At 68.4% G+C, this 20,061-nt stretch carries 22 protein-coding genes and 2 pseudogenes; 8 read left to right on the forward strand and 16 right to left on the reverse strand.

Features of this window, described 5'->3' with window-relative positions; all coding sequences use genetic code 11:
- Positions 1-206 precede the first annotated feature (206 nt).
- Positions 207-533, forward strand: coding sequence for a hypothetical protein (locus tag ACZ4N4_RS28480; RefSeq protein ID WP_453578799.1), 327 nt, complete (start codon positions 207-209; stop codon positions 531-533).
- 437 nt (positions 534-970) lie between these two features.
- Here the strand turns inward: ACZ4N4_RS28480 and ACZ4N4_RS28485 are convergent, their stop codons facing one another.
- The 3 genes from ACZ4N4_RS28485 to ACZ4N4_RS28495 form a co-directional block, all read right to left on the reverse strand.
- Complete coding sequence (locus ACZ4N4_RS28485) at positions 971-1,486, reverse strand: hypothetical protein (RefSeq protein WP_467593865.1); 516 nt, start codon at positions 1,484-1,486, stop codon at positions 971-973.
- A 217-nt stretch (positions 1,487-1,703) separates the two neighbouring features.
- Entirely contained in the window at positions 1,704-2,204 is a 501-nt protein-coding gene (locus tag ACZ4N4_RS28490; protein WP_467593868.1) for a hypothetical protein, read from the reverse strand.
- Between the two features lie 322 nt (positions 2,205-2,526).
- Positions 2,527-2,916, reverse strand: coding sequence for a VOC family protein (locus ACZ4N4_RS28495; RefSeq protein ID WP_453578804.1), 390 nt, complete (start codon positions 2,914-2,916; stop codon positions 2,527-2,529).
- A gap of 195 nt (positions 2,917-3,111) precedes the next feature.
- Here ACZ4N4_RS28495 and ACZ4N4_RS28500 point away from each other — a divergent pair, with 195 nt between their 5' ends.
- Positions 3,112-3,987 (forward strand): LysR family transcriptional regulator, encoded by an 876-nt coding sequence (locus tag ACZ4N4_RS28500; protein ID WP_467593872.1) that lies wholly within the window; start codon positions 3,112-3,114, stop codon positions 3,985-3,987.
- Positions 3,988-4,462: 475 nt separating this feature from the next.
- On the opposite strand, the gene ACZ4N4_RS28505 is transcribed toward ACZ4N4_RS28500, so the two are convergent.
- Both ACZ4N4_RS28505 and ACZ4N4_RS28510 read right to left on the reverse strand, forming a co-directional pair.
- Positions 4,463-6,193, reverse strand: coding sequence for a ricin-type beta-trefoil lectin domain protein (locus ACZ4N4_RS28505; RefSeq protein WP_467593875.1), 1,731 nt, complete (start codon positions 6,191-6,193; stop codon positions 4,463-4,465).
- Between the two features lie 156 nt (positions 6,194-6,349).
- A complete protein-coding gene (locus tag ACZ4N4_RS28510; RefSeq protein ID WP_467593878.1) occupies positions 6,350-8,815 on the reverse strand; it encodes an RICIN domain-containing protein in 2,466 nt (821 codons plus the stop codon).
- Positions 8,816-9,270: 455 nt separating this feature from the next.
- On the opposite strand from ACZ4N4_RS28510, the gene ACZ4N4_RS28515 reads away from it, so the two are divergent.
- A complete protein-coding gene (locus ACZ4N4_RS28515) occupies positions 9,271-9,573 on the forward strand; it encodes a hypothetical protein (protein WP_467593882.1) in 303 nt (100 codons plus the stop codon).
- Between the two features lie 58 nt (positions 9,574-9,631).
- Here ACZ4N4_RS28515 and ACZ4N4_RS28520 read toward each other — a convergent pair whose 3' ends face one another.
- From ACZ4N4_RS28520 to ACZ4N4_RS28545, 6 genes and pseudogenes are all read right to left on the reverse strand, one after another.
- On the reverse strand, positions 9,632-10,033 hold the full coding sequence (locus ACZ4N4_RS28520; RefSeq protein ID WP_453578832.1) for a PPOX class F420-dependent oxidoreductase: 402 nt from the start codon (positions 10,031-10,033) through the stop codon (positions 9,632-9,634).
- Positions 10,034-10,395: 362 nt separating this feature from the next.
- A pseudogene (locus ACZ4N4_RS28525) lies at positions 10,396-11,038 on the reverse strand (IS5 family transposase); the annotation flags it as partial.
- A gap of 159 nt (positions 11,039-11,197) precedes the next feature.
- Positions 11,198-12,184: an NAD-dependent epimerase/dehydratase family protein gene (locus tag ACZ4N4_RS28530; RefSeq protein ID WP_467594338.1), complete on the reverse strand. Its 987-nt coding sequence runs from the start codon at positions 12,182-12,184 to the stop codon at positions 11,198-11,200.
- A 485-nt stretch (positions 12,185-12,669) separates the two neighbouring features.
- Positions 12,670-12,806, reverse strand: a pseudogene (locus ACZ4N4_RS28535) (IS5/IS1182 family transposase); the annotation flags it as partial.
- The gene (locus tag ACZ4N4_RS28540; RefSeq protein WP_467593889.1) at positions 12,767-12,970 is read right to left on the reverse strand and encodes a transposase; all 204 of its coding nucleotides are present in this window, start codon (positions 12,968-12,970) and stop codon (positions 12,767-12,769) included. The pseudogene ACZ4N4_RS28535 and the gene ACZ4N4_RS28540, both read right to left, overlap by 40 nt.
- A gap of 73 nt (positions 12,971-13,043) precedes the next feature.
- On the reverse strand, positions 13,044-13,334 hold the full coding sequence (locus ACZ4N4_RS28545) for a hypothetical protein (RefSeq protein WP_467593893.1): 291 nt from the start codon (positions 13,332-13,334) through the stop codon (positions 13,044-13,046).
- 267 nt (positions 13,335-13,601) lie between these two features.
- On the opposite strand from ACZ4N4_RS28545, the gene ACZ4N4_RS28550 reads away from it, so the two are divergent.
- Both ACZ4N4_RS28550 and ACZ4N4_RS28555 read left to right on the forward strand, forming a co-directional pair.
- Positions 13,602-14,126 (forward strand): IS5 family transposase, encoded by a 525-nt coding sequence (locus ACZ4N4_RS28550; RefSeq protein ID WP_467594341.1) that lies wholly within the window; start codon positions 13,602-13,604, stop codon positions 14,124-14,126.
- On the forward strand, positions 14,126-14,482 hold the full coding sequence (locus ACZ4N4_RS28555; RefSeq protein WP_467593898.1) for a transposase: 357 nt from the start codon (positions 14,126-14,128) through the stop codon (positions 14,480-14,482). The genes ACZ4N4_RS28550 and ACZ4N4_RS28555 overlap by 1 nt, the downstream gene beginning before the upstream one ends.
- Positions 14,483-14,500: 18 nt before the next feature.
- Here the strand turns inward: ACZ4N4_RS28555 and ACZ4N4_RS28560 are convergent, their stop codons facing one another.
- The 3 genes from ACZ4N4_RS28560 to ACZ4N4_RS28570 all read right to left on the reverse strand — a co-directional run bounded on the left by ACZ4N4_RS28560 (position 14,501) and on the right by ACZ4N4_RS28570 (position 16,756).
- Positions 14,501-15,016, reverse strand: a complete 516-nt coding sequence (locus tag ACZ4N4_RS28560; RefSeq protein ID WP_467593903.1) for a DinB family protein — start codon at positions 15,014-15,016, stop codon at positions 14,501-14,503.
- A 117-nt stretch (positions 15,017-15,133) separates the two neighbouring features.
- Positions 15,134-16,474, reverse strand: a complete 1,341-nt coding sequence (locus ACZ4N4_RS28565; protein WP_467593907.1) for an MFS transporter — start codon at positions 16,472-16,474, stop codon at positions 15,134-15,136.
- 126 nt (positions 16,475-16,600) lie between these two features.
- Positions 16,601-16,756 (reverse strand): hypothetical protein, encoded by a 156-nt coding sequence (locus ACZ4N4_RS28570; protein WP_453580527.1) that lies wholly within the window; start codon positions 16,754-16,756, stop codon positions 16,601-16,603.
- Between the two features lie 155 nt (positions 16,757-16,911).
- Here ACZ4N4_RS28570 and ACZ4N4_RS28575 point away from each other — a divergent pair, with 155 nt between their 5' ends.
- Positions 16,912-17,523 carry a hypothetical protein gene (locus ACZ4N4_RS28575; RefSeq protein WP_467593914.1) on the forward strand — a complete coding sequence of 204 codons (612 nt, stop codon included), beginning with the start codon at positions 16,912-16,914 and terminating at the stop codon, positions 17,521-17,523.
- 155 nt (positions 17,524-17,678) lie between these two features.
- On the opposite strand, the gene ACZ4N4_RS28580 is transcribed toward ACZ4N4_RS28575, so the two are convergent.
- Together ACZ4N4_RS28580 and ACZ4N4_RS28585 are read right to left on the reverse strand one after the other, a co-directional pair.
- The gene (locus tag ACZ4N4_RS28580) at positions 17,679-18,065 is read right to left on the reverse strand and encodes a hypothetical protein (protein ID WP_467593919.1); all 387 of its coding nucleotides are present in this window, start codon (positions 18,063-18,065) and stop codon (positions 17,679-17,681) included.
- Positions 18,066-18,311: 246 nt separating this feature from the next.
- Positions 18,312-18,539, reverse strand: a complete 228-nt coding sequence (locus ACZ4N4_RS28585) for a hypothetical protein (RefSeq protein WP_467593921.1) — start codon at positions 18,537-18,539, stop codon at positions 18,312-18,314.
- A 146-nt stretch (positions 18,540-18,685) separates the two neighbouring features.
- Between ACZ4N4_RS28585 and ACZ4N4_RS28590 the strand changes: the two genes are divergently transcribed.
- Positions 18,686-19,348: a M15 family metallopeptidase gene (locus ACZ4N4_RS28590; RefSeq protein WP_467593925.1), complete on the forward strand. Its 663-nt coding sequence runs from the start codon at positions 18,686-18,688 to the stop codon at positions 19,346-19,348.
- The gene (locus ACZ4N4_RS28595; RefSeq protein WP_467593931.1) at positions 19,345-20,028 is read left to right on the forward strand and encodes a maleylpyruvate isomerase N-terminal domain-containing protein; all 684 of its coding nucleotides are present in this window, start codon (positions 19,345-19,347) and stop codon (positions 20,026-20,028) included. The genes ACZ4N4_RS28590 and ACZ4N4_RS28595 overlap by 4 nt, the downstream gene beginning before the upstream one ends.
- Positions 20,029-20,061: the final 33 nt, after the last annotated feature.

The raw sequence follows: 20,061 nt of genomic DNA on the forward strand, positions 1-20,061 counted from the left end.
GTCCATCATGCCTGTTCGGACGTGGTTTGCGGTAGGACGGAGCACACGTCCGTTCAGGCTTGTCCGGGGTGGTGGCCTGCCCGCAGACTCGTCGTCATCCACTCTCCGACGTCCGTGTCGGCATCCGTTCTCGGGTGTCGACGCGTTCGTCGTGCTGTCTCGTCGCGGGGCGGGTGCAGGTGGGGGTGGGGAACGGAGGGGAATCGATGGATCAGGACATGGTCATGCGGGCGAGGGTGGAGCTGCTCAGTGCCAACCGGCGGGTGGTGCGCGGCACCGAGGGGTTGCGGATCTACCGCCTGCTGACGCAGGTCGAGCCGGAGGTGTACGGATCGAAGCTGGCGTACGTTCTGGTGGAGGCCAGCGCGTCGACGCAGGTTCGGGAACTGCCCGAACAGCGACTGGCACTGTTGGACGAGGCGGTGGCGGTGGCATCCGCCCTGGGCGCCGCGAATCCCTACCGGGCCATGGTGCTGGCGAAGGCGCTTGCCGCCAGGCAGGAACTCGAGGGGCGGCAGACACAGGGGATGTGAGACACGTGCCGATGTGCCGCAGGCACTGGACCCCTGGGGCTCTACCAAGGGCTCGAACGCCTACGGCCCGGCAGGGAGGGCCCATGCGGTACGGGAGGCGCCCGATGACTGGTCGTCCCTTTCGACCGTGACTTCGACTCCGTCGGTGGCGACGTCCGCCAGGACCTCGATGTAGATGCCGCAACCGGTCCCACGGCGGCCGGAGATGCGGGTGGGGAACGCCCCCTGCCCGGGTCTCCGGCCACAGGCCCCCAGAACGCTGACAACTGCTCCGTCATCAGGTGGTGCAGTCAGCTGTTCTCGGGCGGAAAGGACGGCGTCGCGGCCGCGGCGCCCAGTCACCGGTCCTGGGAGCCTTCGGCGCCGTTCGCAGTGGCGTCCGGTGTTGCGGGCAGCGGGCCCCGGCGGTTTTCGGAGGGGGTGGGTCCTTCAGCCTGTCACCAGTCGGCGGTGGCCGTCGGATCCACCTCGCAGTGATCGATGTCGTTCAAAGACCCTCCCGCGCCGGCGGCGGCCACCCGGAGGGTCTTTGTGCCCTTCGCGGGCACTGCCACCTGGTGGGTGGTGTCGATGAGGGTGAAGCCGCTCCTGTCCTTGAAGCTGGTCTTCGCGGTGAAAACGACTTCGCGTGCGTTCGGGTTCCTGACCTCGACGACGGCGTAGGGGTCGGTCGGGCTTGCACAACGCACGAGGACCGCGGTGCCGTTCTTCAGTGGCCGGGCGGACGCGGAGGGGGACGCCGTAGGGGTGGAACGGCGGGTGGGTTGCGATCGATACGTACCGCCGCCGGACGGCTTGCCGCTGTGCGCGCCGCCGCCACTCGACGCCGACGCCGGCGTGGAACTGTCGTGGTCCTGACGGGAACTGCTGCAACCGCCGCCGTCACTGCCGTGATGATTGCGGCTTCCGTGGCTCTGACCCGACGAGAACCCGGTCAGGGCCAGGACGACCATGGCCGACACCGCTGCGAATCTGAGTCTGCGCCCCCGTGTGAACATGCCGTAACCCTAACCATGGGCGTGGCACCCGCCCCCGCCAGGGCAGGCCGGGCGGCTCGGTCTCCCGCCGCACGGGCTGTGACGGTCCCTTTCCCGCTTCGAGTGCGAACCCGCAGCAGCTGTTCGAGGTCGTCGGCGTCCGACCGGTCGGTTGAGGAAGGCTGCCCCCGCGTCAGCGGCACGACGCCTTGTGCCGGAGGGCTCCGCCCAACAGCTCTACGTGTTCCGTGGCCGTCGTGGCACGACCGCGGACGACGGTGACGGTGACCCGTCCGGCCGTCGGTTCCGACAGGTCGAAGGCGTAGAGCGCACGCCGACCGTCCAGGACGGGTGGCAGTCGGCGGACCGCGAGAGGTCTGCCGTTGCACGTCACCGACCGGACGGTCTCACGGTCCGCGCCGAACACATGGACCTCGGCGAACGTGTACGTACTGAGCAGGGGAACGAGCGCGGGACGGACGGAGAAGGGAGTGTCGCGGCGGTCGGAGACGCACGACGTCGTGGTGAACCCGCCGTTCGTGGCGGCCGAACCCGAGCAGAAGCGCCCGTCGGCGGACTCCCAGACGAACGTGGCAGCGCTTCGGCCGACGGCGGCGGTGAACATCCCGTGCGGTCCCGGAAGGTCCTTGACGGCCAGTTGTGCCGTGAGGTTGGCTCTGGACGCGTCGACCACCTGGCCCGGCCCAGGTGTAGGGGCCCGCGGCGATGCGGTGCGCGTCGTGGAGGCCCCCGGTGACGGCTTCACCCTGGACGGTCCGCCCCCCGCCGTACAGGCCACCGCCGAGAGCAGTGCTGCACCGGCCACGACACGTAGAAGAAGCCTGTTCATGTTCCCCCCGACGGCCCATGTCAGTGCCCGGAGGGTAGCGCCCGGGCCCAGTGCCTGTCAGCGGTGCGCGGCCGCAAGGGCACGATGCGTCGCACGGAGGGGACTTCGGGGGGCCGCCAGGACCGTCGTCTCCAGGGGGATGTCCGATGGGTCGTGGTGGGGGTTCTCAGGCGTCCGGCGGATACCAGCGCAGTTCCACGGTGTTGCCGTCCGGGTCCCGCACATAGAGAGACTCCGCGGTGCCTTGGGCTCCGAAGCGCTTGGCGGGGCCGTCGAGCACCGTGAAGACGCCGGAATCGACGACCTGTTGCCAGTCGAGCGGCTCGACCACCAAGCAGATGTGATCGACGTTGGAGCCCTTTGGCCCCTCGGCGGGCGCCTTGATGAGGTCGATGATGGTGGTGGGGCTCACCCGCACGGAGGGGAAGGGGACCTTGCCGTCGCGCCACTCCTCCACCCGCACCGGCTGCAGCCCCAGAGGGCCGAGGTAGAAGGCGAGCGAGCGCTCGATGTCGGAGACGTTGAGGACGAGGTGGTCGAAGGCGATCACGCGCATGGGTATCTCCGTGGGGTGGCGGCGTGCGAGACGCCGGCGGCGGTATGACGGGGCCGGCAACTGCGGGCCACGCCGGGTACGGGCTGCGGCTGCTCGCCGGCAGCGCGGCCTGTCCCTCTTTGAGCATCGCCGGACAGGCATCCATTGGTCCAACGCATGCTTGTCATGTGATCAATCGAGGTTCACGATTGATCAATGGATCTCCAACAGATGCGTTATGTCCTCGCAGTGGCGGAGACCGCCAACTTCACCCGCGCCGCCGAGCAATGCCATATCGTCCAGTCCGCGCTCAGTCACCAGGTAGCCCGGCTGGAGAAGGAACTGGGCGCCCGACTGTTCGAACGAACCAGCCGCCGGGTGTGGCTGACCCCCGCCGGAGAGGCGTTCCTGCCCGCCGCCCGCCAGGCTCTGGAAGCGGCCGAACGGGCCCGGGCGGAGGTGGCGGCGGCCACCGGCGAGATACGCGGCAAACTGACCGTCGGGTCGATCCCCACCGTGGCGGCCGTCGATCTCCCGTCGGTGATCCGGGACTACCGCCGGCGCTACCCTCAGGTACGGTTCAGTCTCCGAGCGGGCTCCAGCGAGGCGCTCGTCGAGCAGGTGCGCGAAGGCACAGTGGATGCGGCGTTCCTCGGCGTACCGCCCGGATTCCGGCCGCAAGGCGTCCGTGACAAGGAACTTGGCCACGGGCACCATGTCGCGGTGGTCGCCCCGGGCCACCCGCTGGCCACGCACCACGAGGTGGACCTGCGTCGCCTCGCCGACGAGGTGTTCGTGGACTTCGCCGACGGCAGCGCCGCCCGCGCCCAGTCGGACCAGGCGTTCGCGGCGGTCGGCCTGCGGCGCGAGGTCGCGTTCGAGGTGTCCGGCGTCGAACTCATGGTCCGGATGGTCCGCCATGGATTGGGCATCGCCCTGCTACCCGCGGCCTTCACTGCCGAACTGCACGGACTGCGGTGTGTGCCGATCACGGACGGGCCGATACGGGTGGAGCGCCTCATCTGGAGACGGTTCACCCCGTCACCCGCAGCCTCCGCCTTCCTCGCCCTGTCAGGCGTCTGCTCGCCTTGAGATCGTGAACCGTCCGAACGATCCACTGCCAAGACCGTCACTCGACTTCGTCGGCTGGGCCCGCAGGTAAGAGACCTGCGACGGGCTGCCTCCCCAACCACGCCTCCCCCGCGGCGACATGCGTGCCAGTTCTCGCCGCCGGAGGCGACGCCCGGGGCCTGGTAGCCGCCGGCGAAGGGGCCGCAGGCGGCTATCCGGGTTGTCGGCGAGCCCGACGTACCGGGCGACCCGTGGTTCGGGCACGTCTGGACCGCATGGCCAACGGGGGTCCCTCGTCGACGACATGAGGCTGCCTAGGACAAGGCAGCGAACCGCCCACAGGACGGGTGGCTTTCGGTGTGCCGAAGGCCCTCATCGGCTGAGGTGAAGCTCCTCGACACACCTGGCCTCAGTTCATGCGGAGACCGGAGCCATTCGTGTGCGGGACACCGGCGATCCGCTCACGCCGATGACCGCGGCGGCACGAGCAAACCGCTCATGCCAGGGCGAACTTCTGGGCCCCGGAACCGTTGCAGTCCCAGATCTGCAGCCGGGTTCCGTTCACCGTGGCGCCCGAGGGTGAGTCGATGCACCGGCCGCTGGTCGGGTTGTACATCGAGCCGTCGGCGTTGGCGACCCAGTTCTGGTAACCCCCGCCGTTGCATGTGGCCAGTTGCAGCTTTGTGCCGGCCGCGCTGACACCGCCCGCGATGTCAAGGCACTTGCCCAGCGTGCGAAGGGTCTGGCCGCTCCAGGTCCACTTCTGGTCGAGCGAGGTCGCCTGCTGGCAGTCCCACAGCTGGACCGCGGTGCCGTCGCCGCCGGTGTCGTCACCGGCCACGTCCACGCACTTGCCGCCCGGACCGTAGATCGGGGTACCGATGGCGAACTTCTGGGCGCCGGAGCCGTTGCAGTCCCAGATCTGCAGCCGGGTGCCGTTCGCGGTGCCGCCCGAGGGCGAGTCGATGCACCGGCCGCTGGTCGGGTTCCGCAGTGAGCCGTCGGTCTGCCGCACCCACGCCTGGTAGCCGCCGCTGTTGCAGGTGGCGAGCTGCAACTGCGTACCGGCGGCACTGTTGCCACCACTGATGTCCAGGCACTTGCCGAGGGTCTGCAGGGTCTGGCCGCTCCAGGTCCAGTGCTGGTCCTTGGCCGCCGACTGGCAGTCCCACAGCTGGACCGCGGTGCCGTCGCCGCCGGTGTCGTCACCGGACACGTCCACGCACTTGCCGCCCGGACCGGTGATCGTCTGGCCGGTCACCGAACCGCCGCCACCGCCTCCGGAGCCGGGACCCTTGTTGTACACGGCCACCGAGTCGACGACCAGCTTGCCGCCGGAGACCGTGGCCGCGTTCGGGCCGCCGCCGAAAGCGTCGGGGAACCCGCCCCCGATCGCCAGGTCGTAGATGATGAAGAAGGGGTGGTCGATCGCGTCGGACCAGGTCGTCGCGTCGACCTGGTTGGCGTTGACGGTGAAGAAGTTGTTCCCGTCGAGGTAGAACCGGATCTGCTCCGGCGACACCGAGCGGTCGATCTCCACCGCGTAGTCGTGGAAGCCGGTCTGGCAGCCCGCACAGGCGCGCTCTCCCGAACCGATACCGGTCGACTCGTTGCACGGGCCGCCCGGGTTCACGCCGCAGTGGATCGTACTGAAGTCGGAGCCGCGGCCGTTGATGTCCTCCATGATGTCGATCTCGCCGGACTTCGGCCAGACCACACCGTCGCGCAGTGGGGCGCCGAGCATCCAGAACGCCGGCCAGTAGCCCGCGCCGTTGGCGGTGGTGACGTTAGGCTGTTGCAGGACGGACTCGATGCGTACGACTCCGCCGGCCGGGGCGCCGAAGGACGCCGACTGGGTCTCCACGCGCCCCGAGGTCCATCCGCTGCGCGCGTCGGAACCGGAGTGCAGGGCCTGGAGCACCAGATGGCCCTGGCCGTCGTAGTAGACGTTCGAGGTGCTGTTGGTCATGGTCTCGATCTCACCGGTGCCGAAACTGCTGCCCGGGCCGGTGTCGTACTTCCACAGGCCCTGGTCGATGCCGGTGCCGGACGCACCGTTGAAGTCGTCGCTCCAGGTGAGCGAGAAGCCCGGCGGCGTCGGGGGCACGGCTGCCTGCGCGTTGAGCGTCGTGGTGACGGTGGCCGCCACCGCGAGGGCGACGACGGGAACCAGACCCAGGGTTCTTCTCCATCTGCGACGCAGCGGCCTTGCGAAATTCAGTCGCATGTACCTGACCTCCGAGTGAAGAGAATGACGACGGCGAACAGGGTGACTACTCGGCCCGGTTCCGCGCGGACAGGAAGGATCCGACGAACGTGAGAACGCCGGTGACAGCGCGACGGGGCCGTGGTGCCGTGGGTCTCCCGTGGGCTTTCCGTGGTCTTACACGAACTGCCAGAGGTGGTCGGCGGTGCCGTTGTCGTCGAACTGGACGACGTGCGCGCTGTTCGCGGTCGACATCAGGTCGACGCCGAGGACCTTGCCGGAGTTCTTGTTGCGGATGCGGTACCAGCCATCGCCGTTGTCGATCAGCTGCCAGAGATGGTCGGCGGTCCCGTTGTCGTCGAACTGGACCACATGCGCGCTGTTCGCGGTCGACATCAGATCGACGCCGAGGACCTTGCCGGAGTTCTTGTTGCGGATGCGGTACCAGCCATCGCCGTTGTCGATCAGCTGCCAGAGATGGTCGGCGGTCCCGTTGTCGTCGAACTGGACGACATGCGCGCTGTTCGCGGTCGACATCAGGTCAACGCCCATGATCTTGGCGGAGTTCTTGTTGCGGATCAACCGGTACACGGCGACCGGCTGCCATGGGTGGCCGGTCGGTGAGGTGGTGGGGAACGCGGAGATCCGCAGCCGGGCGGCGCCCATCGGAATCAGCGTCACGGTCTCGACGGCAGCGGTGCTGCGTGCCGGCGAGTCCTGCAGCGGGGAAACCACGTGCTGCCCGTCCGCCTGCCGTTCGGCGATCTTCCGGGCGGGCGCGGTGATCCGTACCGGCGTCGTGTCGCGGCTGAACGGGTCGGCCGGCAGCGTGCCGTCGCTGCGGCTGAACGTCCAGGTCCCGTCGTTGGGCGCGAGTCCGTAGTTCCACGCTGTGGTGGCGTGCACCTCGTACTGGGGGAACTGGGAGGTGCCGCCGTACTGCACGTAGTTCTCGCCGATGCTGAGCGAGTACGTGAGGGGTCCCCGGTCGACCGCGGTGACTCCGTGGTTGCCGGTCCAGGTGCGCAGCACGGTCGACTGCGGGAAGTGCAGCGTCACGGTGTCGCCGCTGTTCCAGGTGCGCCGGACCACGCTCCAGGACGGGCCGGCCGACGCGGAGGCGGCGGCGCCGGCGACGGTGAGCTGCGGGGATCCGCACCAGCCGGGAATGCGCAGGTACAGCGGGAAGGCGAGCGGTTTCGGCGTGGAGACGGTCAGGGTGACCGTTTCGCCGAAGGGGTAGTCGGTGGTCTCGGTGACGGTCACGGTGGTGCCGTCGGCGACCTTCGCGGTGACCTGGCTGGGTGCGTACATCGCGGCTGCCAGCCCGTTGTCGGGGGTGGCGAGCCACAGCTCCTCGGTGAAGTAGGGCCAGCCCATGCCGTAGTTGTGCGGGCAGCAACGGTACTGGTCGACGCCCGGCATGAACGCCTGCATGGCGAAGTTGTTCTGGAACTGCCCCTGGGTCTTGGCGGTGTCATCGAGGTCGACGCTGTTGGCACTGGTGATGTAGTGGATGCTCTTTCCGGACGGATCGAGCGCCGCCGGCAGCGAGTTGAAGGCCAGGTCCTCGCAGCGGTCGCCCCACACCGCGTCGCCGGTGATCCGGGTCAGCAGCTGGTGGCTGGCCATGAACTCCACGATGCCGCAGGTCTCGAAGCCCTGCCGGGGGTCACTGAATCCGGGCCGCGCGTTCTCGTCGCCGGCGAATCCTCCGCCCGGGAACTGGCCGTATGAGGTCATCACCGACGTGTAGTTCTGGTACGCGGCCTGAGTGAGCGCGGTGGACGGCGACCGCAGCGCGTACTGGGCGGGCTCGCGGAATCCCTGCGCGATGTTGACGTTGTGCAGCGACGGCAGGTTGTCGACCCAGTCGGCGCCGTTGGTGTGGATCTTGTCGGCGAGGGAGAGCAGGAACGAGTCGCCTGTGCGGTTGTAGAGCCAGAAGACGGTGTCCAGTCCGTCGCCCCAGCGCACCGACACCCAGCTCTGGTTGAACGCCGAGGGACCCTGCGCGTTCATGAGGCGGAAGAAGCCGGTGAGCAGGGGAACGATCCGGCTGTCCCCGCTGTACTCCTGCCAGTTGCGCAGTGCCCAGGTGAGCGGCAGGAAGGGCCAGAAGTCCGGGCCCCCGCCGAGCGAGGTGCGCAGGGCGGTCGGACCGAACCAGCCGTCGGACTGCCGGGTGGCCACGATCGCGTCGATCCATTGCCGGACGTCGGCCAGCGCGGTGGCGTCCTTGGTGAGGATCGCCAGGTCCACGTAACCGCGCAGCCAGTAAGGGACTTCCTCCCAGCCGGTGCGCTCGGGATGCACCCAGCCGGATTCGGACATCACCAGGAAGTGCGAGATCGCGGCGTACTGGCCGCACAGTCCCGCGAGTTGCTGGTGCAGCCGGGTGTCGAGCCAGCCGCGCGCGGTGACCGCGCCAGGCGGCAGTCGCAGGAAGGCGGTGGGAGCGAGTGGCGCGGCGTTGGGCGAGTAGAGCCCGCCGGGGGCGGGCGCTACGCGTGACGATGCCGCGGTGTCTGCGCTGCGAGTGCCGCGCGCCGCCCGGGCGGTGCCGGCCGTGGGGAGCGGGAGTCCGCTCGCCCCGGCCGCGGTGAGCGCGCTGGTGACGAAGTGTCTGCGGTTCAGGGGCATGGGGGAGCCTCCTGGCACGATCCGGACGTGAGGGGGCCAGGGCCCGCGAGCTCATCATCGGGGCGCCTGGGGCATTTCAACGTTGGAAAGCAGAGAACCAACGGGCATGAGAGCACGGACCGGCGGCCGTGTCCAGAGGGTGCGCGGGAGTCGGGGCAGTCCGGGACCGGCGAGGCAACTTCGGTCGGGCCGCAACTCGGGCCCGTGGATGAGGCCTTGACTGGTCGAAGCACGAGCAGATGTCCCTGTGGGACCCGCGCCGCCCCGGGGCCGGGTCCGACGTGTCGCCCCAGCGGTTCACATAGAGCCCCGGCTCCGCCCCGTCCGTCACGGCGCCGAGATACGGAGAGCGCCGCATGCCGTCTCAGTGATCATTCGGGCGAGAGCACGGACGACACCCGTCACCGTGCTCGGACGTTCGGCCGGGGACACTGACGCCGCTGAAGGGGAATTACGTGACGTCCCACCTGCTCCTGCTCCTGTTCCTCGTCGCGCCCTTCCTGTACGGCTTGGCCCGCAACCAGGCGTTCCCGGCCGCCAGGGCCGCCGAGCGCTCCGCCACCGCGCTGTCACTCGGCGACCTGCCCAAGCTGCCGCCCAAGACGGCCACCGCCGCGACCTTGATGTGGGGCACCACCGAGACCGTCGTCGTCGCCTTGATGGTCGCCGGCTACTGGTACTCGGCGTCCTCGCCCGCAGCCGTGCCGCGAATGCCGCCGTTCCGGCGGCCGCCAAGGCGGAGCCCGGTCCAGGTGTGAGGCCGCGCGGCGCGGCGGTCCCCCGCCGCGCCGCGGAGTCCGGCCTCGTAACGCGAGCTCAGCCGTGCGGGCTGGTGATCCGTTCGGGCTGGATCATGTAGATCACCCGGACCTGGTCGCGGCCGCCGAACCACGGGTAGGGCCCACCGAGGTACTTCTGTGCGAGCGCCTCGATGTGCTCGGCCGCTCCCTCGGTGGTCACCCGCACCACGCGGCCGCGGATCTGGATGTAGGAGGACGGTTCCGAGGGATCGGAGACCGCAATGGCCACCCGCGGGTCGCGCGCGATGTTCCGGGTCTTCTGATGAGACTCCACGCTGTTGATCAGGACATGGTCACCGTCGGTGTCGACCCACGTCTGGGTGAGCTGGGGCGAGCCGTCGGGCATCGTCGTGGCGATGTAGCAGGTGCTGGGGCGCCGCAGCATCGCCACCACGTTCTCACCGAGGGGTACGGGCACGGGGGTCTCCAGGATTAAGGCCGGTGGATGCCAAGCCCACGGTAGCCACGCGCGCAGACCGGCCCTCGCCCAGCCCCGGGAAACGCGGCACCGGCCGCGGCTCGGAGTTCGCTGTACACCTTGTGCTGGGTGCCGCCGACGCTGACCCGTCTCATCGAACAGCAGATCACCACGGGCTGCTCACGCGCAGCCCTGGGGCCGCTTGCCACCAGCGAACATCCCGAACGCCGACTACCCGGCCATCCCGCCAGCCGCCCACGCAGCCCGGGGGCGCTGTCGGGACCACACATGAAGCACGGCCTCCCCCACCATCGCGGCCCGCAACACGGCTCTGTTCGGCATGGCCGGGGAACTACCGCCGATCACCAACAGCGGCCTCTTCGGCGTCCACAGAAACACCGCGCCCTAGGTCGTGTCCGACGGGAGGCTCTCTTGTCGTAGCGGGTCGCGACCGCGCGGAAGGTCTTCAGACGGCTGATCGTCCGCTCCACCTCGTTGCGGCGCCGGTACATCGCTTTTGTCGAACCCTGCGGGACGGCCGCCCTTACTGCCCCGCGGCGGACGGTTGGCCCGCTGGTCCTTGGGCTCCGGCATGGTGTGCTTGATCGGGCGCCGCCGCAGATAACGGCGGTCAATGCGCGACGGATAGGCCTTGCCACCGCCAAGGTGATCCGGCCGAGTACGCGGATGTCCGCCGGCCGGTCGCAGCACCCGGATCTGCCCCAGCACAGGAATCGACTGCGGGGCATCACCCCACTGACCGGGAGTGATGACGACGGCGAGCGGGCGACGCCCACCCGCACCTGCGATACGGATCTTGCAGGTCAGCCCGCGCCCGAACGGCCCAGGGCATCGTCGGGCCGGTGCCGGAGGGGCGTGCTTCGTCTGCCAGGGACTCTCGGTGGGCGGGTGTGGGCTCCTGCCCAGTGCTGATGCCCGGCAGGAGGTGGAGTCCACGCTGACCGTGCTCGAGTCGATCCGAACCTCGGCATCGGCGTCGGCCTGGCAAGGCGAGTCACGCGAACCGTCGGACACGGCCTGGTGGGCGGCGCTCCCCCAGGACAGCTGGGCCGGCTACCTCGAGGCCCGCAGAACCCGTCCCTGCCCCTCTCTTCCTCTTTCGAGGCGCTGACGGGAGATCACCGACAGCTTGGGGACGGGTTCTTATCCGATGGACGCCAGGAGTTCACGCTCTCTGTCCGGGGCGAGTCCCGCGCGGCGTGGCCGATGCAGTCCCTGCTCGCGTTCCCAGCGCAGTGTGTCGGCAAGGAGGTCGGTGCGGGAGCGGTGGCGCAGGCCCGCGGTGGTGGCGGCCGATCCGTCGCGCGCTGCCCAGCCCTCCCATCCTGGTTCGACCAACCACATGGGCAGTGAGTCGGGACCCATGTACTGGGCCACTCCGTGCGCGAGGAGTCGTGGGGACGCCACCGTGATGACTGGACCGGTGTGTCCGCCGACGCTGCGGGACAGCTCGATCCACTCGGCGAAGGGCATAGTCGGGCCAACCGCGTTGTACGTGCCCGTGGTTCGGTGTTCTGCAGCGTCGAGGAGCCAGGACGCCAGGTCGCGCACGTCGATGGTCTGCGTCGGGGCTTTCGGGGTGTCGGGGACGAGCAGCGGCTCCTGGGGGGCACGGGCGGCACGGGCGACCCAGTAGCCTGAGCGGTCGCTGTGGTCGCCGGGACCGCCGATGAGTCCGGCGCGTGCGATCAGGAGGCGGTCGGCAAGGACCGTCTGGGTGAGCGTTTCACAGGCGGACTTGGCCTCGCCGTACTGATCTCGGTCGACCTCTTCGTGGTCAGTGGCGGGCAGCAGGGCAGCTGACTCGCCCGCGCCGGGCTCGCCGTGGGAGGCGTATGCGCTGACCGAGGAGACGTAGATCCAGTGATGTGCCCGCGCGCCCAGGGCCGCAACCGCGTTCCGTACGAAGCCGGGTTGCCAGGACACCTCGAGCACGGCGTCCCATTCCCGGCTGGGCAGGGACGCGTAGGCGGCGGGGTTGCGCCGATCCGCGGTCACCAGACGCGCGCCTTCCGCGACGGCCCCGCTGTCGCCACGAGCCAGGCAGGTCACGTTGTGGCCGCGGTCGAGGGCCTGCCGGGACACTTCACGCCCCAGCCAAGCCGTACCGCCGAGAACCAGGATCTCCATGCGCTTCATGGCGGAACTCAATCAGCGCGGTCCGATCACGCCAAGAGGCTTCTGCTGTAGGCAGAGCCCGCGGCTGCCCACATCGTTTTCCTCATGGTGTCAGTCTCCACCGGACCTGAATCGGCACGGCAGAGGAGTACAGCGGATCCAGGCGCGTCCCGCCTGGCGGAATCATCCGATGCCGACAGAGCAGGACGCATACACTCGGCCCCCGTCCGCGTCCCGGAAGCCAGGCGGACGCCGTCGTCAGGAAAGGACCAATGCGGTGAGTACAACGGAGCAGAGCGACGCCCCGATCTACGACCGGCTCATACGCGAGCGAGGTGACGTACCCGCTGACGCCCGCACCGTGGCAGTGGAGACCTGGCGCCAGGTCGGCAGGACCACGGACTTCCGTCTTCCACACGCAATCGCCGTACCTGAGCAAGGTAGGAGTTGATCGCATCTCGACACCTGCGTGTCACGCCTAGGCGGTTTCGTTGGGATCATCTGGCGGAGCAGAGGAAGATGGCCGCGATGTGCAGTCCGGCCAGATAAATTGCCGCTGTCTTCTCGTAGCGTTGGCGATCCCACGCCACTGTTTCAAGCGGTTGATGCAGCGTTCGACGGTGTGGCGCTGCTTGCGGACCACATCCGCAGCCGGTTGTAGGCGCCCCGCCAGTTGCCGTAGTTCTCCGGCAGCTGCACCGACTGTGCCCCTGTCTGAAACCTCCCGTCGATGGCGTCGATCACCGCTCGGCGGTCCCGCCACCGACCACCCCGCTTCGGTGTTCGGTCCGGAAGCATCGGCTCGCTCCGCGCCCAGCGCGTCAGCCAACGGCACACCCGGACAAACGATCAGACGATCCGGAAGGCGCGGCTACGCACCGCGGGTGCCATCGGCCTTCCCAGCGGCTGTCCACCAGGAGACCACTCGGGCCGCCATCGCTTCTGGCTCTGACGGCAGAGGAGTGAGACCGAAGTGATCCTCCAGCTCGTGCCGCAGGAACTCGCTGATCGTCGTCCGGTCGTTGCCACCCCGGAGCTGCTGGAGGAGAGGGCCGAGCATGCAGTCGTATTCGTCCTGCACCTCGTCAGCGACGCCGACGGGATCCCACTCATTGAGCAGATGCCGCAGGCCGTTCTCGGTGACGTCGGTTCCAGGTCGCATCGCTCCAGGGTGCCACCCGGAACCGCCTTCATCACTCACGCCTGCCTTGATCGGGACTACAGAACGTTCGGTGTAACTCCCGATCATGGAGGTTGCACGTGCACCAGCCCCCTTACCAAGCGAGACGATCACCCTGTCGGTCCGCGACGTGCTGGCCGGGCTGCCCGGCGCGGAGTCGGGAGCGCGCCCGGCGGAGCGGAGCCGTGACGGATAGGGCCTGTCCGGCGGATCATGTGACCGTTACGGGTTTGGCTCGTTGGCATGTCCATGGGTCGGGGAGATCTAACGAACGAGGAATGGGCCCGGCTGAGGCCGCATCTGCCGAAGTCCGGTAAGCGGGGAGGCCGTTGGGCGAGCCATCGCAGGGTCATCAACGGGATCTTGTACCGGATGCGCACAGGAGTGCCCTGGCGGGATCTGCCTGCACGTTTCGGCAAGTGGAAGACCGCATACGAGCGGCACCGACGCTGGTCGGCAGACGGCACATGGGACAGGCTCTTAGCGGCCGTCCTGGCCCGACGCCGATGCAGAGGACCGCATCGACTGGTCGATGGTGAGCGTGGACTCCACCTCCTGCCGGGCCCACCAGCACGCCGCCGGGGCCCGCAGGAGACGCCCACGAGTACCGGGAAAAGAACGACGCCCCGGCAGCACCGCCCCGACGAGGGACTCGGACGCTCCCGGGGCGGCCTTACCTGCAAGATCCACCTCGCCGGTGAAGGCGGACGTCGCCCGCTGGCCTTGCTGATCACGCCGGGCCAGTGGGCGACACTCCGCAGCTCATCCCCGTAATGGAACGCATCCGAGTTGCCCGTCTCGATGGTGCGCGCCCGCGCACCCGGCCGGTCCATCTCGGCGGCGACAAGGCGTATTCCTCCCGCCGCAACCGCCACTACCTGCGGCGACGCCAAATCAAGCACACCATCCCCGAACCGAAGAGTCAGCGGGCCAACCGCCAGCGCCGGGGCAGCAGGGGCGGCCGGCCCACCGGCTTCGACAAGACGAGCTACAAGAAGAGGAACGAAGTCGAGCGAACGATCAATGCCCTCAAGAACTCCCGGGCTGTGGCCACGAGGTTCGACAAGCGTGCCTACGTCTTCCACGGCACCGTCACCGTCGCTTCGATCAGACTCTGGCTCCGCTTGTGACCAGCTGAAGGGAGCTAATTAGACGCCGGTCCGTCCGTCGACGAGCTCTCGCACGATGTCGAGATGCCCGTTGTGTCGGGAGATCTCTTCGATGAGGTGGAGGATTACCCAACGGAGGTCCACGTCGCGACCGTCACTGATGGGACGCTTGGCCCTTGCGTTCAAGTCGTGGTCGGACAGCAGGCGACGGTAGCGGTCGCTCTGCTCTTCGTATGCGGCGAGAAGCTGGGGCAACGGGATGTCGACAGCTGTCCGCATCTCGGGGTCGGGGTCGTCGTCACTCGCCTGCGTGAGCGGACCCGCTGGTTCCTCCCCCAGGAACATCACTTGGACCCAGTGGTACTCGACCCACCGCAGATGGCTGATCAGCCCACACAGGGTCATCAGCGGTGAGTTTGGAAGCGGGGCCCTGCGGGCGTCTTCCACAGACACGCCCTCGCACTTGGCTCGCGCCGTGTCACGAGCGTAGTCCAGGAAGGTGATCAGCTGCGTGCGCTCGTCCCAGGTGGGAGGCGTATCGGTTCGTTGCGTCATCGCGGGGAGTCTCCCGCAGGTCGCAGGGGCGCGCGAGTGATTAATGAACACCACCCCGTCGAGTACTGCCTCACCCACCCTGGGCACGTCCGCCCGGCAAGGTCCGCCGGACAGGCTCTAGGGCGCGTCTTCGGTGGTCACGCGGGCTTCGTCTCCTCGGTGTTGGGGCCGAAACCGGGCCGCGCTGTGGGTGGGCAGGTCTCGCTGGGTGCGCATGGGGCCGAGGGCGAGGACGAGACCGCAGGGGGCGAGTACGGCGGTCATGATCCACATGGTGGGGCGGGAGCCGAGTGCATCGCCGAGGAAGCCGCCGATCAGTGCGCCGACCGGGATGGTGCTGTGGTTGATGACCATCGTGGTGGCAACGACGCGGCCGAGGATGCGCGGTGGGCAGTAGGTCTGGCGGAAGGAGGCCAGGACGACGTTGCAGGTGACGATGCCAAAGCCGAGGACGAAGGTGCCCAGGGCGAAGAACACCAGGCCCGCACCAGGCGTCGTGAGGGGGAGCAGCAGGGCGAAGGGTCCGGTGAGCAGTTGGGTGGCAAGCATGCCGCGTGCGGTGCCGAAGCGGCGCCCGACGGCGGGGGCGGCGGAGGCTCCGACGATGCCGCCCAGGCTGCCGGCGATGAGGATCACGCCGACGGTCGCGGTGCTCGCGCCGACGGTGCGTACCAGGAAGACGACCTGTACGGCCTGGTAGCCCAGGAGCGCGAAGTTGACCAGAGCGCCGTAGGTGACGATGGGCCGCAGGTAGCGGTCGCTCAACACGAAGTGCAGGCCTTCGGCGATCTGCCGGCCCAGGGGGATCGGTTGGTCGGGCTGTTCCGGCTTCGTTTCCTTGGCCTTGATGCCGGTGAGGCAGAGGGCGGACAGGACGAAGGTAACGGCGTCGAGGAGGAGGCCGGCGACGGCGCCGAAGATTTGGCTGATCAGGCCAGCCAGGCCTTTGCCGACCACGTCGGTGGCAGATTCGACGGCGCTGATGCGGGCGTTGCCCTCTTGGAGGTCGGCGTCAGTGAGCACGGTCGGCAGATAGCTGTGCACGGCGGTGCGAACGAAGACGGCTGCAATGCCGCAGATCAACACGACGGCGAGGAGGTGGGTGAGGGTGAGCGCGTCGAGCCAGGCCGCGACCGGGACGGTGGCGTAGAGGACGGCGGAGAGAACGGCACACGTGATGAGCAGGGGGCGGCGCCGCATCCGGTCCACCCAGGCTCCGGCGGGCAGGCCGACCAGGAGCCAGGGCAGCCAGACCGCGGCAGTGAGTACGCCCACGGCGGTGGCGCTGCTGTCGAGGGTGACGACGGCGACGAGGGGGATGGCCACCGTGGTGACGCTGTTGCCGATACCGCGTGTCGTCTCGCCGATCCACAGAAGCCTGAAGTCACGCTGGGCGAGGACCCCCCACTTTCTGCTTGGGCTGGTACCGGCGGTGCCGGCGACGTTCTTCGTCTCCACGCTGATGACTTTCTGCTAGCTAGGGCGGGCGACCGCGTCGGGGACGGCGGGGTGCTCGTCGAGCCGGGACATGAGCCGGACACTGCCCGGCGACAGGCATACGACGACCGGGCCGTCCATTGCGAACTACACAAACGCCGGATCGTGCCGGTGACCTCCCGCACGGGCGCCCCGAACATCCAAGGCCTGGGCAAGCTCCGCTGCGTCGTCGAGCAGACGTTCGCCCTGCTCCACCAGTTCAAACACCTCGCCGTCCGAGGAGAACGACGCCTCGAACTCCACGACGGCTTCCGCTCGTTGGCCTGCAGCCTGATTTGCTGGCGGCGCCTCAAGAGGGACCACTCATGAACGTGTTGTGAGCTCCAAACCGACAAGCGCCCGAGGGCCGGGCGTGAGAGGGTGCAGTTCGATCTGAGGCAGGGGGAAGTGTGGGGCTGATGTACGGCTACGACATCTATCTGCGTCCTCGGAATGTCGCCAGAGCGTTGGCCAATCTGGCCGAGCTGGCGCCACCGGCCCGTGCCGTACCGCCACTTGAGATCACCCTGCCCGACGGTGACCGGATCGTCCTCCCGTTCACATCCCATTTCAAGAGCGAGCCGGTCGACTGCTCCACGAGCAGCACGCTCGAGCTCGACATGTCCCTCATGTTCGACGTCGATGATGCACTACGTGAGTACGCGCGCCCGAACGGCCCTGGCCCCGAGCCGGACGGGCGCATACAGATCGGGTACATCTACGCGACGATCCGGTTCGAGTCCCTTCTGCACCCTGGCTACACGTCGGTGGAGTGCTGGGCAGCTTCGTCGGCGATGAGCCGCTTGTTTGCGCGGTCGGCCAACATCAGGAAGGTGTTCACCGACCTCACCGCCGACAGCGGAGGAGTGTGCTGCCTGTTCGACACCGGCGACGGCGCCCCAGAGCAGGTGTGCTGGCTCAACGGTGAACCCACCCAGGAGACACTCTCCGGTCCCCGCTTTCCAGATTGGCGAGCACTTGTGGCGACCTGGTCCGACTCCGAGAAGTCCGCCAGCCATGTACGTGGATGACCGGGAAACCCCCTTCACGTCACGACGCCCTGTCACAAAGGTCGCCCGCGCGCGACGGCCTGTTCACGGGGCTCGGTGGCCGTGGAGACGGTCAAATAGTCACGCGTGCCAGGAGGTTACCGACGCCTGGAGATCAGCACCCCGGGCAGCACCGGTCAGGGCGTGGAGTTGATCATTTCCTGAGTGACGTCTTCGACGGCTTGGTCGAGTTCCTTGTCGGAGAGGTTCCCACAGACGCTGTTGCCGGCGGTGGCGTTGGTGTCGGCCGTGGAGTCCTGGAGTTCGGCCTTGATCCAGGCGCGGCACTCGTCCGAGATCTGGGGGCTGGTGGGAACGGGGACGGGGCTGGCGCCGGCGACGATGTCGCTGACCGCCTTGTCGGCCTCGTCGCTGGCCAGCCATTCCTTCGTGACTTCACCGGCGAGACGCTGGGCGGTGTTGTCGTCGATGCCGTTGCAGGCAGCGGGACGGCTGCCGGCGGGTGGGGGGCTGGCACTCGTCTTCGTGGCGTTGGACATGCTGTTTCGGAGTTGCTCAGCCATGGCCGTCTTACACGCCGCCGGGTTGGCATCAGCACCGGAGCCCGAGTCACAGCCGGCTGTGAGAGCGGCCAGGGTGAGCAAGATGGAGCAAGCGGCGGTGCGGGTGTGCATGGTCCCCCCAAGGACGGCATCTAGGTGGGCATCATGCTTCGTGCGTGAGCAGAAGGGGGTGTGCGTGTCCGTCTTGTGACCCGGCATGCAGGGTGCTGGCGCCAAGGCGCTCCAGGACCTCGAATTGGCCGCCACCTACGGGGCCCTGGCGCCGAGCACAGCGACGTGGTCGCCGGCCACGTGGCCGTCCTCGTCGGCCAGCTCCGCGCGATCGTCGCGACCGGCGACTTCGCCGCGGCCGACCCCGGGAGCGGCGGCGCAGGCGGTCTTCGACGCCACCTTGGCCTGCCACCACCCGGCCTTCGCCGCCACCGTCGCCGACGCGATCCGCACCTCCGAGAAGACCGTGCTTCCCCGATCCACCCAGACGGCCAGTGCCCTCGAAGGCGGCGCCGAACTCCTGCTGTCAGCCGTCCTTCCCGAATTCGGCAGCAACAACGACGCCCGCACTGGGCGGCTGTTCTCGGGAAGGGAGCTATGGAGACACAAAGTCGCGAGACGATCTCATCATGACTGAGATCGTCTTGATGTCCGACCCGAAGGTTGCAGCCGTGACTGTTCGGGAATGTGGTGAACGGCTCGTCGATGTGCGACGGGACAACTCCCTCCTGGTCGACGAGCGAAAGCGGCAGGACCTCGCAGGCTCCTTCGCCCACCTGCGGCAAGGCGTACTCGATCGACTCCTCAAGGCCCAGGCAGAGCTGCCTCAGGGGATACGGCTGCTGTTCGTCGAGGGGTATCGCCTGCCGTCCCTGCAGCGTCACTACTTCGACGAATACGGAGATCGGCTGCGGGCCGATCACCCGGACTGGTCCGTTGAACAGGTCCGCTCGGCAGCCAGCCGCTACGTGTCCCCGCCTGAGATCGCGCCCCACAGCGCCGGCGCAGCCGTCGACCTGACGCTCGCGGACGCCGACGGCCGTGAACTCGACATGGGCACCCGCATGAACGCGACTCCTGAGGAGAGCGCGGGCGCCTGTTACACGCAGGCCGGCAACATCAATCACCAGGCTCGTTCGAATCGGGACACCTTGGCCACGGCGCTTGCCTCTGCCGGCCTGGTCAACTACCCCACAGAGTGGTGGCACTGGTCATACGGAGACCGTTACTGGGCCCTGATGACAGGAGCGGACGCCGCCCACTACGGGCCCAAGGAGGTGGACTCCCTATGAACCGGGACCGGGTGGTTGAAGCGTTTCGTCTCGAAGCCGGGCAACTCACGCGGGCGATGACCGAGGTCGCGGGTGCCGAGTGGCGTCTGCCGACGCGGTGTGAACCGTGGAAAGTGAGCGACTTGCTGGCGCATGTCCGGGTGGTGATTGCCTGGCTCCCCGGCATGTTGAGCGCACCGGCGCCGCCCCGTGCCGAAATCTCGGCAGCCGAGTACTACCGGCCCGACGGCCGTTTCGCTCCGGAAACCAACGCGGCTCGGATCGCTCTGGCCCAGACTCATGCGGCCGAGCAAGTGAGTGACACGGCGCTCGTCGAGGACTTCGAAGCCACTTGGCAGCGTGTGGACCGACTATGCCGGGCCGAGCCGGAAGCGCGTGTGGTTTGCACCAGGCATGGCGATCCGATGCTCCTGTCGGAGTTCCTGCTGACGCGGGTGGTTGAGATCGCCCTGCACGGCCTGGACCTGGCAGACGCCTTGGGACGCGAGCCGTGGCTCACATCCCAGGCCGCAGATTTGGTGCAGGAGCTTCTGCTCGGCCCAGATGGCGTGTTGGCGCTGGAGAAGCTGGACTGGGGGCAGCTCCGCTTCCTGCGCAAGGCGACTGGACGTGAGGCGATCACGAAGGATGAAGCGCTCGACATCGGCCGCCTGGGCGTCCGGTGGCTCGCACTGGGGTGAGAACGTCTTTGCAGCGGATCCACAGCCCACCCC

Source organism: Streptomyces sp. NPDC026538 (assembly GCF_055567535.1).